Genomic DNA, 14,726 nt, shown 5'->3' with positions numbered 1-14,726 from the left:
CCGTATTGCCGAGCAGACGTAAAAGCCCCCTTTTCGACGGGCGGATTCCAGTGAACGTCGCCACGGGACGAGTTGCTCACTAGTGCAGTGACAGGTCTGCCGGAGACGGATGTGGCGCGAGTGCAGCGATGGTGTCACGACAAGGTGCCCGAACATTTGCGTGACGAGGTCCGCATCGAGGTGGACGTCGCGGAGCGTCATCTGACGATCGTCGAGTGTCGGCCGCCGTGGCATGCGGATGCGGACTCGGAGTGGACCCGCTTCCCGATCGCTCGGCTGCGCTATGCGAAGACCCGCGGTGTGTGGTCACTGTATTGGCGCGACCGCAACTTGCGTTTTCACACCTACGATCTGGTGTCACCCACGGCCCGTATTGAGGAGTTGCTCGCTGAAGTGGATCGGGACCCCACAGCGATCTTTTGGGGCTGACGGACCTGGCGGTGTTATGCCGTCTTTAGCGCGGCACCGGTGATCAGGTCAGCGGGCCGAGCCCAGCCCAGAATTTTACGGGGCCGGTCATTGAGTTCGTCAGCAACTCGCTGCAGTTCCTCGGGTGAGATGCGGTCCAGATCAACACCTTTGGGAAAATAATCGCGCAGCAAGCCGTTGGTGTTCTCGTTGGAGCCACGCTGCCAGGGTGAGTGCGCGTCACAGAAGAACACCCGTGTGCCGGTGCGGGCGGTGATCTGTTGATGCAGCGCAAGCTCTTTACCCTGATCCCAGGTCAGTGTCCGACGCAGATGGGGGGCAAAAGCGCCCAGGGCATCGACGATGCCGTCACACATGGCCTGCGCGGTCGGCCGCCCAGTAGACACATGGATCAGGACCACGAAGCGAGTGACGCGTTCCACCAAAGTGCCTATCGCCGAACGATTTCCGGGCCCCACGATGCAATCGCCCTCCCAATGGCCGACCTGTATCCGGTCTTCGACCTCAGCGGGCCGATCAGCGATCATCGTCATACCGGTAAGCCGACCACGGCGTTCTAGCCCCTGGACTCGGCGGCGACGCCGCCGACGCCGCCGTTTGGCCGGACGAGTCAAATCGGTGCGGGGATCGTAGATCGCCTGATAGATCGACTCGGTACACAGATGGCGCTCGGGTTGATCGGGGAAGCGCGCCGGCAGCTCATGGGCAACCTGCTCGGGACTCCACCGCTTGCCCAACAACTCGGCAACCACATCATGGAGCTGCTCGTCACGCGTTACACGGCGGGCGCGACGGCCGGGATTGCCGCTCGACCGCAAGCCGCTCCGCCGTAGCAGGCAGGTAGCGGCCCTGATCATCGGCGTTGCGGTCCAGCTCCCGTGAGACCGTCGAGGCCGCCCGGCCTAGCTCGTCGGCGATGGCGCATACACCGACACCCGCACGGTGCAAGTCGGCGATCGTCGTCCTCTCCTCAACCGAGAGATATCGAGGATGCCGCGGTTTGGGTGCTGTGAGACTCACCGGTGGATAGTGCACCGCCTCGCCGGCACTATTGCGCACCGTGCGCCCATAGCGCCAGCGTGTCCCCGTCCTGCGGTCGATTCCCACAATGCGGCACGCCTCGCAGGGACCTAGCCCCTGCGCAATCAGCCAGCCGAACCACTCCCGCTCCTCCACCAGCATTCCGCCACTTGGGCGTCCACGTGGCCGGATCTTCCGCTCTGCTCCCACCGCAACCTCCCGAATAACCTCGGTGTTGCGACGTTTACTGGAATTCACCGCGCCGAAATGGGGCTTTTACGACTGCTCGCGGGATGAAAGCCCTACGGCAGCAGCACGATCGAGCCCGTCGTCTTGCGGCCCTGCAGGTCCTGGTGCGCGCGCGCCGCTTCGGCGAGCGGGTAGCGGCCGCCGACCTCGATGGTGATGCCGCCGCCGGCGATCGCGTCAAACAGTTCGCCTGCGCGCCAATGGAATTCGTCGCCGGTGCGGATGAAGTGCGCCAGCGACGGCCGGGTCAAGAACACCGACCCCGCGGCGTTGAGGCGCTGCGGGTCGAACGGCGGAACGGGCCCACTGGCGGCGCCGAACAGCGCGAGGGTGCCCCGGACGGCCAGGCTGGCCAGGCTGGCGTCGAAGGTCGTCGCGCCGACGCCGTCGTACACCGCGGCCACCCCTCCGCCGCCCGTCAATTCGCGGATCTTCTGGGCGAATTCGCCTGGGTCGTCGGGGTAGGAGAGCACCTCGGCGGCGCCGGCCTCCTTGGACATCCGCTCCTTCTCCGGCGTCGAGACGGTGGTGATGACCCGCGCCCCGAGCAACGTGGCCCACTGCGTCAGGATCAGCCCGACCCCGCCGGCGCCCGCGTGCACCAGCACGGTGTCACCGCTTTTGACCGGATACACCGACTTCAGCAGGTAGTGCGCGGTCAGGCCCTTGAGCATCACCGAGGCGGCCACCTCGGACGTCACGCCGTCGGGCACCTTCGCTGTCAAAGCCGCTGGGGCGGTGGCGAATTCGGCGTAGGCGCCCGTCGCCGCGGCGGTGCCCACCCGGTCACCCTCGCTGAAATCGTCGACCCCGTCGCCCGTGGCGACGACGGTGCCGGCGGTCTCCTGGCCGAGGATGAACGGCACCTCGCGCGGGTACTGCCCGGAGCGGAAATAGGTGTCGATGTAGTTGACGCCGATCGCCTCGGCCTTGATCAAGAGTTCGCCGGGGCCGGGCGTGGGCTCGGGGACGTCGACATAGCGCAGGACTTCGGGACCACCGGTTTCGCTGATTTCGATTGCGTGCATGTGGATATCATGCCCGGGCATGAAGCTGGCCCGCCCGGACGTCTTCCATCCGCGCATTGTGCTGGCGGGTGATCCCCGACACTCCGACGATGCGGGGCTGGTGCCCGCGCTGCGAACCCGCGGGCTGCACGCGCGCTGGTTGCCCTGGGACGACCCGCGGACCGTCGGCGCCGACCTGGTGATCCTGCGCCGCGCCCCCGACCCACGCGACGAGTTCCTGGCCTGGATCCGCCGGGTGCGCCACCTGCTCAACCCGCCCGACGCGGTCGCGTGGAACCTCGGCGAGCGGTACCTGCGCGACCTCGAGGACGACGGGGTACCGGTGCTGACGGGCGGGACGGCTCGGTCGGCGTTGGTATTCATCGGCGGGCAGCGGTCGCACGCGTGGCCGGGCGAGCCGGAGTTCGAGTCGTGGGACCTCGGATACGCCGCCATCGCGTCGGCCGCGCAACGCGCCGGAATCGGCTCGCGCGAGCTGCTTTACGCGCGCGCCGACCTGGCAGGGGACCGGCTGGTGGGGCTCGACCTGGTGGCGCCGTCGCTGGGCTGGTCGCAGCTTGACGCCGACTCCCGCGGGCGGGCCCAGCGCGAGTTCGCTCTCGCCGTGGAGTCAGCCTGCGAGCGGCTGGGCCTCGGTCCGTTGTCGCATTGAGGCCCATAGCGCCGCCGTCGCCGCCGTGCAGGCAGCCGCGCCGGCCACGTGCACCGCGACCAGGGCGGCGGGCACCCCGGTGTAGTACTGGGCGGTGCCGACCGCGGCCTGGGCGCACACCAGGGCGACCAGCACGCCCAGCCGCAGCCGGATGGCCCGGCCGGCGCCCACCGCCAGCAGCCCGAAGCCGAGCCCGACCAGCAACGCCAGGTAGGAAACCAGCAGCGACGAATGCGCGTGCACCAGCGTTGTGATCTCGACCTTCAGTCGGGGCACGGTGCGGCTGGGGCTGCGGTCGCCGGCGTGCGGGCCGGCGGCGGTCACCAGCGTGCCGGCGACCAGCACCGCCGCCAAGTTCACCGCGCTCAGCGCGGTCAGCGCGCGCAGCGGCCGCGCCACCGCGTAGTGGACCACGCCATCGTCTGGCTCGCCCACCTTGACGTAGAGCAGCACCGACAGCCACACCATCGTCATCGACGTCAGCAGGTGCACGGCGACGGTCCACCACAGCAACCCGGTGCGCACGGTGATGCCGCCGATCACCGCCTGCACCACCGTCGACACCGGCATCAGCCACGCGTAGACCAGGACCTCGGTGCGCCGGCGCGCGCGGGTCACGGCCAGCACGGCCAACGCAGCGGTGATCACCACGGCGAAGGTGATCATCCGGTTGCCGAACTCGACGGCCTGGTGGATCCGTGGCACCTCGGCCACCGCGACCGGGGTGAAGCTGCCGGGAAAGCACTGCGGCCAGGTGGGGCAGCCCAGCCCCGAGGCGGTGACGCGCACGATCGCGCCGGTGACCGCGATGCCGCCCTGGGTGAGGATGACGAGCGCGGCGACGATCCGCTGGGCGCGCAGGCTGGGGTCGGGGAGCAGGTCCACCAACCGCCGCAGCGTTGGTCGTAGCACCGCCCGATGGTAAGCCAAGAAAAACTACGGCCTGTAGTACGGGCCCGTTGCGCCGAAATTGCCCCCATGGCTGTGAAAGGGCGCGATCCGCGACCAAAGCCGCAATCTCGGCGACCTCAGGGCGATGCCGTCAGGTAAAGCGGAACCAGCGCCGGGCGGCCAGCGCGGCCAGCGCCCCCCATACCGCCAGCACGACGACCCCGAACCAGTCCACCGACAGCGTCATCGCCTGGGAGAGGGCCTCGGTGAGCGCGCCCGACGGGGTGAGCCGGGAAAGCCATTTCACCACCGGCGGGATCATCCTTGTTTCCAGGGTCAGCGCGCCCAGGCCGGCGAAGACGAACCACATCAGGTTGGCTACCGCCAGCACGATCTCGGCGCGCAGCGTCCCGCCGAGCAACAGCCCGAGGGCCGCGAAGCCCGCGGTGCCCAGCGCGATGACGGCCGCGCCCAACAGCAACGCCGCGGGTGCGGGTCGCCAGCCGAGCGCGAAACCGATGGCGCCCAACAGGATTGCCTGCAAGAACACCACCGTGACGACCGCCAGCGACTTTCCGGCGATGATGCCCCAGACCGGCAGCGGGGTGGCACCGAGCCGCTTCAGCGCGCCGTAGCGGCGGTCGAACGCGACGGCGATCGCCTGCCCGGTGAAGGCGGTCGAGATCACCGCGAGGGCCATGATCACCGGGACGAACGTGGCCGCGCGGTTGCGGCCGAAGTCGCCGAAGGGCAGCAGGGTCAGCCCCACCAACAGCGTGATCGGGATGAACATGGTCAGCAGCAATTGCTCGCCGTTGCGCAGCAGCAGCTTGAGCTCCAGGCCGAACTGCGCCGCGAGCATCCGCGGCACGGGGCTGGGGCGCGGGTCGGGTTTGAAGGTCCCCGCGGGAAAGGTGTTCGACTGGGTCCCTGAATGAGTCACGGCCGTAGGTTCCTGCCGGTGAGGTCGAGGAAGACGTCCTCGAGGCTGCGTTGCTCGACTCGCATGTCGGTGGCCAGCACGTCGATCTGCGCGCACCACGCCGTGACGGTCGCCAGCACCTGCGGGTCGACCGGGCCCTCGACCAGGTACTCGCCCGGCGTCACCTCGGTGGCCTTGTAGTCCTCCGGCAGCGCGGACGCCAGCAGGGACAGGTCGAGGCGCGGCGGCGCGGTGAACCGCAGCTGGTCCTTGGCGCCCGCCCGCATCAGTTCGGTCGGGGTGCCCGATGCCACCGTCACCCCGTGGTCGATGATCACCAGCCGATCGGCGAGTTCCTCGGCCTCCTTGAGCTGGTGCGTGGTCAGCAGCACGGTCACGCCATCGCGGCGCAGCGCGTCGATGAGCTCCCAGACCAGCAACCGTGCGTGGGCGTCCATGCCGGCGGTGGGCTCGTCGAGGAACACCAGCTCGGGCCGGCCGACCAGTGCACAGGCGAGGGCCAGCCGTTGCTGCTGCCCGCCGGAGAGCCGCCGGTAGGTGGTGCGGGCGGCGTCGGTCAGGCCGAGGGTGTCCATCAGCCACGCCGGGTCCAGCGGGTCGGCGGAATAGGCGGCTACCAGGTTGAGCATTTCGCCCGCCCGCGCCGCGGGGTAGCCGCCGCCGCCCTGCAGCATCACCCCGATCCGCGCGCGCAGGCGCGCGTTGTCGGCGACGGGGTCCAGGCCGAGCACCCGGATCGTGCCGGCGTCGGGACGCGCGAAGCCCTCGCACATCTCGACCGTCGTGGTCTTACCGGCGCCGTTGGGCCCGAGCAGGGCCAGCACCTCGGCGGCGTGCACCTCCAGATCGAGGTTGGAGACGGCCTCGACGGCGGCCGCGCCGGACCCGTATTGCTTGGTGACCCCTCGCAGCCGCACGACAGTGTCGGGCGTTTCGGGGAGCGGGCTCACGTGGAATCAGCGTAGGCGTCGGGCGCCGCCTCGGAGCGTGGGGCGGTCCTGGGGGGCTCGGCGGGCAGCGTGACGGCCGTCTGGCCGTTGGTTTCCGGGCCCGTCGGCCGCAGTTGGCGCCACGGCAGACGGGTGTAGGTAAACGCGATGAGCACGGCCACGATCAGGCTGCTGGCCAGCGTGGCGTCCACGATCTGAAAGAGGGCGAAACGGTCACCGTTGGCCGTCGGGCCGAAGATGCCGACGACGAGGGTGATGACGATCACCGCCACCCGGAAGCCCGGGCGGGTCGCCCACGCGGCCAGCGGGATGATGGCCCACAGCAGATACCAGGGCTGCACCACCGGGAACAGCAACACGCAGATGCCCAGCGCGACGCCCAGGCCGCCGATCGGGTGCAGCCGGCCGCGGAAGACGGCCACCAGCAACCAGGCCACCAACACCATGATGATCAGCACGCCGATGCCACGGGTCAGCCCCAGCACCGCGGTGGTGTGATCGCCCAGGCCCAGCAGGATCCCCACCTGCCCGGTGCCCAGGGCCAGCAGCGTCGGCGGCGACATCCAGCTGCGCACCACGTTGGCGGTGCCCAGCGTGTAGATCCAACCGAATCCCAGCCCGCTGGCCCAGCCGACCAGGGCCATCACCGCCAGTGCCAGCGCCGCCATCCCACCGCCCGCCAGCAGCAGGGCGCGCAGGTTGCCGCCGCAGCGGTAGGCCAGCGCCATCGTGACGAACCCGAGCGCCAGCAGCGACGGCAGCTTCACCTGCGAGGACAGGGTGATCAGGATCGCGCCCGCGAGCAGCATCCCCAACGGCTCCCAGCTCGGGCCCGGCCGCCACGACGTGGGCAGCAGTCGCGGAGAGTCGATGCCGCGCAGCGCGAACTCGGCGCCGGCCAGCATCAGCCCGAGCATCAGCGCCTCGTTGTGGACGCCTGCGACCAGGTGCATGATCAGCAGCGGATTGGCGGCCCCCAGCCACAGCGCGCTCACCTCGGCGACGCCGCAGCGCCGGGCCAGCCGCGGGGTGGCCCACACGATGAGGCCGACCCCGATCAGCACCACGATCCGGTGGCACAGCACGGCGGCGACGATGTTCTCCCCGGTCAGCGCCGAGATGCCGCGCCCGATCCACAGGAACAACGGGCCGTACGGTGCGGGCGTCTCGCGCCACAGCGTCGGCACCGACAGCGTGAACACGTGGCCGAGGCCCAGCCCCGACGCCGGGCCCACCTTGTAGGGGTCGAGCCCCTCCAGCGAGATCTGGCTCTGGGCCAGGTACGAGTAGACGTCCTTGCTGTACATCGGCGGCGCGATCAGCAGCGGCAGCGTCCACAGCAGCAGGGTGCGATCCAGGTCCCCGCGCGACATTTTCCGGTTGCCCAGCGCAAACCGCCCCAGCATCAGCCAGGCCAGCGCCATCATCACCGCGCCCGTCGTCGTCATCGTCAGCGACACCGTCTGGATGCGCGACGGCAGGTTGAGCAGCCGGACCCCGAACGTCGGGTCCTGCACGACGGGCCGCGCCCCGGCGCCCAGCGCGCCGATCGCCATCAGGACGGTGCCGGTAGCGCCGAACAGGCGGGTGCGCTGCAGCGCGGTGAGCTCGGTATCGTTCAGCGGCGAACCCACCGCTTGCTCGTCGCCGTGCAGGCTGGCGATCGACGAGCTCAGCGTGTGGTGGCGGGCTGCCATCAGAGCAGCGTAACGGCACGCCCTTGTGACCAGCGCAACGCGCAGACAGGGGACCCTTGGTGGACCGATCCCCGGAATTGCGTCACACTGGTGTTGTGAAAATCCGAACCAGCCTCGATAAGGCGCCCGTGGCTCCTGTCGGCGCCGCGGTGCCGGACGGTCACACCCGCCGCGCCATCGTGCGCCTGCTGCTGGAATCCGGATCGATCACGGCCGTCGAGATCGGGGATCGGCTCGGGCTGACGCCCGCCGGCGTGCGTCGTCACCTCGACGCGCTGATCGAGGCGGGTGACGCCGAGTCGGTGGCCGCCGAGCCGTGGCAGCAGGTGGGCCGCGGGCGCCCCGCCAAGCGCTTCCGCCTGACCGGGGCCGGCCGGGCCAAGCTCGACCACGCCTACGACGACCTGGCCGCGGCGGCCATGCGCCAGTTGCGGGAGATCGGCGGCGAGGACGCCGTCCGCACCTTCGCCCGGCGGCGCATCGACGCGATCCTGGCCGGGGTCGAGGCGGCCGACAGCGGCGACGACGCCGAGGTCGAGGCGGCGGCCGAGCGGGTCGCCGGCGCGCTGACCAAGGCCGGTTACGTCGCGACCACGACGCGGGTGGGCGGGCCGATCCACGGTGTGCAGATCTGCCAGCACCACTGCCCGGTGTCCCACGTCGCCGAGGAATTCCCCGAGTTGTGTGAAGCCGAGCAGCAGGCCATGGCCGAGGTGCTCGGAACCCACGTGCAGCGGTTGGCGACCATCGTCAACGGAAACTGCGCCTGCACCACCCATGTACCACTCACGGTTCCGGCGGCCAGCCCACGTCGCGACACCACGAACACCGAAGGAGCGTCCTTATGACCCTCACGCCCGAGGCCAGCAAGACAGCGGTAGCGCCGCTGACCCAGGAGGAGGCGATCGCCTCGCTGGGGCGGTATGGCTACGGCTGGGCGGACTCCGACGTCGCGGGCGCCAGCGCGCAGCGCGGACTGTCCGAGGCGGTGGTGCGCGACATCTCGGCGAAGAAGAACGAGCCGGAGTGGATGCTGCAGACCCGGCTCAAGGCGCTGCGCATCTTCGAGCGCAAGCCCATGCCGAACTGGGGCTCCAACCTCGAGGGCATCGACTTCGACAACATCAAGTACTTCGTGCGTTCTACCGAGAAGCAGGCCGCAACCTGGGATGACCTCCCCGAGGACATCCGCAACACCTATGACCGGCTGGGCATCCCGGAGGCGGAGAAGCAGCGGCTGGTGGCGGGCGTCGCGGCCCAATATGAGTCCGAGGTGGTGTACCACCAGATTCGGGAAGACCTTGAGGCGCAAGGGGTTATCTTCCTCGACACCGACACGGGCCTGCGCGAGCATCCCGAGGTCTTCAAGGAGTACTTCGGCACGGTGATCCCGGCGGGGGACAACAAGTTCTCCGCGCTGAACACCGCGGTGTGGAGCGGGGGCTCGTTCATCTACGTGCCGCCGGGCGTGCACGTCGACATCCCGCTGCAGGCCTACTTCCGGATCAACACCGAGAACATGGGCCAGTTCGAACGCACACTGATCATCGTCGACGAGAATGCCTACGTCCACTACATCGAGGGCTGTACCGCTCCGATCTACAAGTCGGATTCGCTGCACTCCGCGGTGGTGGAGATCATCGTAAAGCCCGGTGGCCGTTGCCGTTACACGACAATCCAGAACTGGTCGGGCAACGTCTACAACCTGGTCACCAAGCGAGCCCGCGCCGAGGCCGGCGCCACCATGGAGTGGGTCGACGGCAACATCGGCTCCAAGGTGACGATGAAGTACCCGGCGGTCTGGATGACCGGCGAGCACGCCAAAGGCGAGGTGCTGTCGGTGGCGTTCGCCGGCGAGGACCAGCACCAGGACACCGGCGCCAAGATGCTGCACCTGGCGCCCAACACCTCGAGCAACATCGTGTCCAAGTCGGTCGCCCGTGGCGGCGGCCGTACCTCTTACCGCGGCCTGGTGCAGGTGAACAAGGGCGCGCACGGATCGCGCTCGAGCGTGAAATGCGATGCGCTGCTGGTCGATACGATCAGTCGCAGCGACACCTACCCCTATGTCGACATCCGCGAGGACGACGTCACCATGGGCCACGAGGCCACGGTGTCGAAGGTCAGCGAAAACCAGCTGTTCTACCTGATGAGCCGCGGGCTGACCGAGGACGAGGCGATGGCGATGGTGGTGCGCGGCTTCGTGGAGCCGATCGCCAAAGAGCTGCCGATGGAGTACGCGCTGGAGCTCAACCGCCTGATCGAGCTGCAGATGGAGGGCGCGGTCGGATGACCGCTACTGCTCTGAATAAAGGCGAGCTTTTCGCGTCCTTCGACGTTGACGCCTTCGAGGTTCCGCACGGCCGCGACGAGCTCTGGCGGTTCACCCCGCTGCGGCGGCTGCGCGGCCTGCACGACGGTTCTGCAAAGGCCACCGGCCGCGCCGAGGTCGCCGTCGACCAGCGGCCCGGCGTGCAGGTCGAGATCGTCCGCCGCGGCGACGAGCGGCTCGGGCAGGGCGGTGCCCCCGCCGATCGCGTTGCCGCCCAAGCGTTTTCGTCCTTCAATTCCGCGACCGTCGTCACCGTCGGCCGGGACACCAGGATCGCCGAGCCGATCAACATCACCGTCACCGGCCCCGGTGAAGGCGCCGTGGCCTACGGGCACCTGCAGATCCGCGTGGAAGAGCTCGGCGAGGCGGTGGTCGTCATCGACCAGCGCGGCAGCGGAACCTATGCCGACAACGTCGAATTCGTCGTCGACGACGCCGCCCGGCTGACGGTCGTGTGGATCGCCGACTGGGCCGACGACATGGTGCACCTGAGCGCGCATCACGCCAGGCTGGGCAAGGACTCGGTGCTGCGGCACGTCACCGTCACGCTGGGCGGTGAGGTGGTGCGGATGTCGGCCAACGTGCGGTTTTCCGGTCCCGGGGGGGACGCTGAGTTGCTGGGCCTGTACTTCGCCGACGACGGCCAGCACCTCGAGTCGCGGCTGCTGGTGGACCACGCGCGGCCCGACTGCAAGTCGAATGTGCTGTACAAGGGTGCGCTGCAAGGGGATCCGGATTCCGCGCTGCCCGACGCGCACACGGTTTGGGTGGGCGACGTGCTGATCCGTGCCGAAGCCACCGGCACCGACACCTTCGAGGTGAATCGCAACCTGGTGCTCACCGACGGCGCGCGCGCCGACTCGGTGCCCAATCTCGAAATCGAGACCGGCGAGATCGCCGGCGCCGGACACGCCAGCGCCACCGGGCGTTTCGACGACGAGCAACTGTTCTACCTGCGTTCGCGCGGCATCCCGGAGGATCAGGCCCGCCGCCTGGTGGTCCGCGGGTTCTTCGGGCAGATCATTTCGAAGATCGCGGTGCCCGAGGTACGCGAACGCCTGACCGCAGCCATCGAACACGAACTGGCCATTACGGAGAAAACAACCACATCATGACGACCCTGGAAATCAAAGACCTGCACGTCAGCGTCGATGACCCCAACGCCGCCGAGGGCGAGCGCGAGATCCCCATCCTCAAGGGCGTGGACCTGACGGTGAAATCCGGTGAGACGCATGCGCTGATGGGCCCCAACGGGTCCGGTAAGTCGACGCTGTCCTACGCGATCGCCGGTCACCCCAAGTACCGCGTCACCTCCGGGTCGATCACGCTGGACGGCGAGGACGTGCTGGCGATGAGCGTCGACGAGCGCGCGCGTGCCGGGATATTCCTTGCGATGCAGTACCCCGTCGAGGTGCCCGGCGTGTCGGTGTCGAACTTCCTGCGCTCGGCCGCGACGGCCATCCGCGGCGAGGCCCCGAAGCTGCGCCACTGGGTCAAAGAGGTCAAGGGGGCGATGACGTCCCTCGAGATCGACCCGGTCTTCGCCGAGCGCAGCGTCAACGAAGGTTTCTCCGGCGGCGAGAAGAAGCGCCACGAGATCCTGCAGCTGGAGCTGCTCAAGCCCAAGATCGCGATCCTCGATGAAACCGACTCGGGGCTGGACGTCGACGCGCTGCGGGTGGTCAGCGACGGCGTGAACCGCTACGCCGAAACCGAGCACGGCGGAATCCTGTTGATCACGCACTACACCCGCATCCTGCGCTACATCCACCCGGAGTACGTGCACGTGTTCGTGGGCGGCCGCATCGCCGAGTCCGGCGGTCCGGAGCTGGCCGACGAGCTCGAGCAGAACGGGTATGTGCGCTTCTCCCAAGCGGCGGCCGCCGGGGCCTGAGATGTTGGACGTCACGGCCATCCGTGCCGACTTCCCGATCCTCAAGCGCATCATGCGCGGGGGAAACCAGTTGGCGTACTTGGATTCCGGCGCGACCTCGCAGCGTCCGCTGCAGGTGCTCGACGCCGAGCGGGAATTTCTGCTGACCTCCAATGGCGCGGTGCATCGCGGGGCGCACCAGCTGATGGAGGAGGCCACGGACGCCTACGAGCAGGGGCGGTCCGACATCGCGGCCTTCGTGGGCGCCGACGCCGACGAGCTGGTGTTCACCAAGAACGCGACCGAGGCGCTCAACCTGGTGTCATACGTGCTGGGGGACAACCGTTTCGAGCGTGCCGTCGGGCCCGGGGACGTCATCGTCACCACCGAGCTCGAGCACCACGCCAACCTGGTCCCGTGGCAGGAGCTGGCCCGGCGCACCGGGGCGACGTTGCGCTGGTACGGCGTCACGGATGACGGGCGCATCGATCTCGACTCGCTGCGACTCGACGAGCGAGTCAAAGTCGTTGCGTTCAGCCACCATTCCAACGTCACCGGCGCGCTGGCGCCGGTGGGCGAGCTGGTCGGCCGCGCCAAGGCCGTGGGCGCGCTGACCGTGCTGGACGCCTGCCAGTCGGTGCCGCACCGGCCGGTCGATTTTCATGCGCTCGACGTCGACTTCGCGGGTTTCTCCGGCCACAAGATGTTGGGCCCCACCGGGATCGGGGTGCTGTACGGGCGCGGCGAGTTGTTGGCGGCCGCGCCGCCGTTCCTCACCGGCGGGTCGATGATCGAGACGGTCGCCATGGCGGCCAGCACCTACGCGGCGCCGCCGCAGCGCTTCGAGGCCGGCACCCCGATGACCTCTCAGGTGGTCGGATTGGCCGCCGCCGCACGCTATCTCGGCGACATCGGCATGGACGCCGTGGAAGCCCACGAACGCGAGCTGGTGGCCGCGGCCCTCGAGGGCCTGTCCGGCATCGACGGCCTGCGCATCGTCGGACCGACGTCGGCGGAGAACCGGGGCTCGCCGGTGGCGTTCGTCGTCGACGGCGTGCACGCCCACGACGTCGGCCAGGTGCTCGACGACGACGGCGTCGCGGTGCGGGTGGGCCACCACTGCGCGTTGCCGCTGCACCGCCGGTTCGGCGTGGCGGCCACCGCGCGGGCGTCGTTCGCGGTCTACAACACCCGCGACGAGGTGGATCGCCTGGTGGCCGGCGTGCGACGCGCGCTGGATTTCTTTGGGAGAGACTGACGTTGCGCCTCGAACAGATCTATCAGGACGTGATCCTCGATCACTACAAGCACCCGCAGCACCGGGGGCTGCGGGAGCCGTTCGGCGCGCAGGTGTACCACGTCAACCCGGTCTGCGGTGACGAGGTCACCCTGCGGGTCGCGCTGTCCGACGACGGCGAAACCATCACCGACGTCTCGTACGACGGGCAGGGCTGTTCGATCAGCCAGGCGTCGACGTCGGTGTTGACACAGCAGGTGATCGGCCGCAGCGTCGGGGAGGCGCTCAAGACCACCACCGCGTTCAGCGAGATGGTGTCCTCGCGAGGCACGATCGACGGTGACGAGGACGTGTTGGGCGACGGGGTCGCGTTCGCCGGCGTCGCCAAATACCCGGCGCGGGTGAAGTGCGCGCTGCTCGGCTGGATGGCTTTCAAGGACGCCCTGGCTCAGGCCAGCGCAGGCTTCGAGGAGGACCAAAAATGAGCGAAACCACCGCACCGAACGACGAGTTCCTCGCCGACGTCGAGGAGGCGATGCGCGACGTCGTCGATCCCGAATTGGGCATCAACGTCGTCGATCTCGGCCTGGTTTACGGCCTCAACGTGGAAGAGGGCGACGAGGGAACCGTCGCCCTGATCGACATGACGTTGACGTCGGCGGCCTGTCCGCTGACCGACGTCATCGAGGACCAGTCGCGCAGCGCGCTGGTCGGCAGCGGTCTGGTCGACGACCTGCGGATCAACTGGGTGTGGAACCCGCCGTGGGGACCCGACAAGATCACCGAGGACGGTCGCGAGCAGCTGCGCGCCCTCGGCTTCACCGTCTAGTCGCCGCCCCGCCGAGCAAGATGTCGACGAGGCATTCGGGCATGTCGTCGGGGATCGGCTCGTCGGAGAAGAGGACCCGGCCCTGCAGCGGCGTCAGCAACATCCCCAGCACTAGCCGCGGGTCGGCTTCGGCACGCAGATCCCCGCGCGCGACGCCGCGCCGCACGACGGGCGTGAGCGCCTCGATACGGCCCTCCCAGAAGGCGAGGCGCGCCCTGTCGTATTCGGCATCGGCGCGCAGGGTTCCCGCGTAGAGCGCCGCCTTCCCGGCCGCGGAGTTGAGGTACGCCGCGAGGGAGCGGGCGACGGCCAGCAGATCGTCGCGGGTGGATCCGGTGTCGGGGTCGGGGATCGAATGGGCGCCGCGCCTCAGCATGGCGTCGACCAAGAGGTTTTCCCGGGTGGTCCAGCGGCGGTAGATCGTGGTCTCGTGGACGCCGCAGCGGCGCGCCACGCCCGCCACCGTCGCGGCCTCGACGCCGTTCTCGACGAGTTCGTCGAACGCGGCGTCCAGCACGAGTTGCCGCACGTGTTCCCCGCGCCGGTGCGACACAGCCGATGCCATGCCCGCGAGTCTATCGCAACTTCTCTTGCGT

14 protein-coding genes and 2 pseudogenes are annotated in these 14,726 nt (G+C 69.0%); 9 read left to right on the top strand and 7 right to left on the bottom strand.

Annotation, left to right across the window (positions count from 1 at the left end):
• Positions 1–87: 87 nt before the first annotated feature.
• Positions 88–429 (top strand): DUF3024 domain-containing protein, encoded by a 342-nt coding sequence (locus tag AWB92_RS14540; RefSeq protein WP_241523456.1) that lies wholly within the window; start codon positions 88–90, stop codon positions 427–429.
• A gap of 14 nt (positions 430–443) precedes the next feature.
• On the opposite strand, the pseudogene AWB92_RS14535 reads toward AWB92_RS14540, so the two are convergent.
• Positions 444–1,449 (bottom strand): annotated as a pseudogene (locus AWB92_RS14535) (IS30 family transposase).
• Between the two features lie 302 nt (positions 1,450–1,751).
• Entirely contained in the window at positions 1,752–2,726 is a 975-nt protein-coding gene (locus AWB92_RS14530; RefSeq protein WP_085186469.1) for a quinone oxidoreductase, read from the bottom strand.
• A gap of 19 nt (positions 2,727–2,745) precedes the next feature.
• Here AWB92_RS14530 and AWB92_RS14525 point away from each other — a divergent pair, with 19 nt between their 5' ends.
• Positions 2,746–3,378, top strand: a complete 633-nt coding sequence (locus tag AWB92_RS14525) for a hypothetical protein (protein ID WP_085186471.1) — start codon at positions 2,746–2,748, stop codon at positions 3,376–3,378.
• On the opposite strand, the gene AWB92_RS14520 is transcribed toward AWB92_RS14525, so the two are convergent.
• The 4 genes from AWB92_RS14520 to mptB all read right to left on the bottom strand — a co-directional run bounded on the left by AWB92_RS14520 (position 3,337) and on the right by mptB (position 7,859).
• On the bottom strand, positions 3,337–4,266 hold the full coding sequence (locus AWB92_RS14520; RefSeq protein ID WP_241523457.1) for a heme A synthase: 930 nt from the start codon (positions 4,264–4,266) through the stop codon (positions 3,337–3,339). The genes AWB92_RS14525 and AWB92_RS14520 overlap by 42 nt on opposite strands.
• 154 nt (positions 4,267–4,420) lie before the next feature.
• A complete protein-coding gene (locus AWB92_RS14515; protein WP_231981933.1) occupies positions 4,421–5,131 on the bottom strand; it encodes an ABC transporter permease in 711 nt (236 codons plus the stop codon).
• Positions 5,132–5,208: 77 nt separating this feature from the next.
• Positions 5,209–6,162 carry an ABC transporter ATP-binding protein gene (locus AWB92_RS14510; protein WP_142282095.1) on the bottom strand — a complete coding sequence of 318 codons (954 nt, stop codon included), beginning with the start codon at positions 6,160–6,162 and terminating at the stop codon, positions 5,209–5,211.
• Complete coding sequence (gene mptB, locus AWB92_RS14505; RefSeq protein WP_085186475.1) at positions 6,159–7,859, bottom strand: polyprenol phosphomannose-dependent alpha 1,6 mannosyltransferase MptB; 1,701 nt, start codon at positions 7,857–7,859, stop codon at positions 6,159–6,161. Before mptB ends, AWB92_RS14510 begins: the two co-directional genes overlap by 4 nt.
• Positions 7,860–7,915: 56 nt before the next feature.
• On the opposite strand from mptB, the gene AWB92_RS14500 reads away from it, so the two are divergent.
• The 7 genes and pseudogenes from AWB92_RS14500 to AWB92_RS14470 all read left to right on the top strand — a co-directional run bounded on the left by AWB92_RS14500 (position 7,916) and on the right by AWB92_RS14470 (position 14,130).
• Positions 7,916–8,707 carry a metalloregulator ArsR/SmtB family transcription factor gene (locus AWB92_RS14500; RefSeq protein ID WP_085186477.1) on the top strand — a complete coding sequence of 264 codons (792 nt, stop codon included), beginning with the start codon at positions 7,916–7,918 and terminating at the stop codon, positions 8,705–8,707.
• Positions 8,704–10,152, top strand: coding sequence for a Fe-S cluster assembly protein SufB (sufB, locus tag AWB92_RS14495; protein ID WP_085186479.1), 1,449 nt, complete (start codon positions 8,704–8,706; stop codon positions 10,150–10,152). The genes AWB92_RS14500 and sufB overlap by 4 nt, the downstream gene beginning before the upstream one ends.
• Positions 10,149–11,306 carry a Fe-S cluster assembly protein SufD gene (gene sufD / locus AWB92_RS14490; protein ID WP_085186482.1) on the top strand — a complete coding sequence of 386 codons (1,158 nt, stop codon included), beginning with the start codon at positions 10,149–10,151 and terminating at the stop codon, positions 11,304–11,306. Before sufB ends, sufD begins: the two co-directional genes overlap by 4 nt.
• Positions 11,303–12,085: a Fe-S cluster assembly ATPase SufC gene (sufC, locus tag AWB92_RS14485; protein WP_085186493.1), complete on the top strand. Its 783-nt coding sequence runs from the start codon at positions 11,303–11,305 to the stop codon at positions 12,083–12,085. The genes sufD and sufC overlap by 4 nt, the downstream gene beginning before the upstream one ends.
• 1 nt (position 12,086) lies before the next feature.
• Positions 12,087–13,322 carry a cysteine desulfurase gene (locus tag AWB92_RS14480; protein ID WP_085186495.1) on the top strand — a complete coding sequence of 412 codons (1,236 nt, stop codon included), beginning with the start codon at positions 12,087–12,089 and terminating at the stop codon, positions 13,320–13,322.
• A pseudogene (gene sufU, locus AWB92_RS14475) lies at positions 13,319–13,802 on the top strand (Fe-S cluster assembly sulfur transfer protein SufU); the annotation flags it as partial. The gene AWB92_RS14480 and the pseudogene sufU, both read left to right, overlap by 4 nt.
• A complete protein-coding gene (locus tag AWB92_RS14470) occupies positions 13,783–14,130 on the top strand; it encodes a metal-sulfur cluster assembly factor (RefSeq protein WP_066929521.1) in 348 nt (115 codons plus the stop codon). The pseudogene sufU and the gene AWB92_RS14470, both read left to right, overlap by 20 nt.
• Here AWB92_RS14470 and AWB92_RS14465 read toward each other — a convergent pair.
• Positions 14,120–14,695, bottom strand: coding sequence for a TetR/AcrR family transcriptional regulator (locus tag AWB92_RS14465; protein WP_085186499.1), 576 nt, complete (start codon positions 14,693–14,695; stop codon positions 14,120–14,122). The two genes, AWB92_RS14470 and AWB92_RS14465, sit on opposite strands and share 11 nt — an antisense overlap.
• Between the last annotated feature and the right edge of the window lie 31 nt (positions 14,696–14,726).

The sequence above is a fragment of the Mycobacterium sp. IEC1808 genome (genome assembly GCF_002101935.1).
Taxonomy (GTDB): domain Bacteria; phylum Actinomycetota; class Actinomycetes; order Mycobacteriales; family Mycobacteriaceae; genus Mycobacterium.
This window is presented reverse-complemented; position numbering and strand designations above follow the sequence as displayed.

Bases quoted from the DNA above. Each gene is read 5' to 3' on its own strand.
- AWB92_RS14465 (WP_085186499.1), bottom strand. From the start codon at position 14,695: ATGGCATCGGCTGTGTCGCACCGGCGCGGGGAACACGTGCGGCAACTC.
- AWB92_RS14515 (WP_231981933.1), bottom strand. From the start codon at position 5,131: ATGCTCGCGGCGCAGTTCGGCCTGGAGCTCAAGCTGCTGCTGCGCAAC.
- AWB92_RS14525 (WP_085186471.1), top strand. From the start codon at position 2,746: ATGAAGCTGGCCCGCCCGGACGTCTTCCATCCGCGCATTGTGCTGGCG.
- AWB92_RS14470 (WP_066929521.1), top strand. From the start codon at position 13,783: ATGAGCGAAACCACCGCACCGAACGACGAGTTCCTCGCCGACGTCGAG.
- AWB92_RS14530 (WP_085186469.1), bottom strand. From the start codon at position 2,726: ATGCACGCAATCGAAATCAGCGAAACCGGTGGTCCCGAAGTCCTGCGC.
- sufC (WP_085186493.1), top strand. From the start codon at position 11,303: ATGACGACCCTGGAAATCAAAGACCTGCACGTCAGCGTCGATGACCCC.
- sufD (WP_085186482.1), top strand. From the start codon at position 10,149: ATGACCGCTACTGCTCTGAATAAAGGCGAGCTTTTCGCGTCCTTCGAC.
- sufB (WP_085186479.1), top strand. From the start codon at position 8,704: ATGACCCTCACGCCCGAGGCCAGCAAGACAGCGGTAGCGCCGCTGACC.
- AWB92_RS14480 (WP_085186495.1), top strand. From the start codon at position 12,087: ATGTTGGACGTCACGGCCATCCGTGCCGACTTCCCGATCCTCAAGCGC.
- mptB (WP_085186475.1), bottom strand. From the start codon at position 7,859: ATGGCAGCCCGCCACCACACGCTGAGCTCGTCGATCGCCAGCCTGCAC.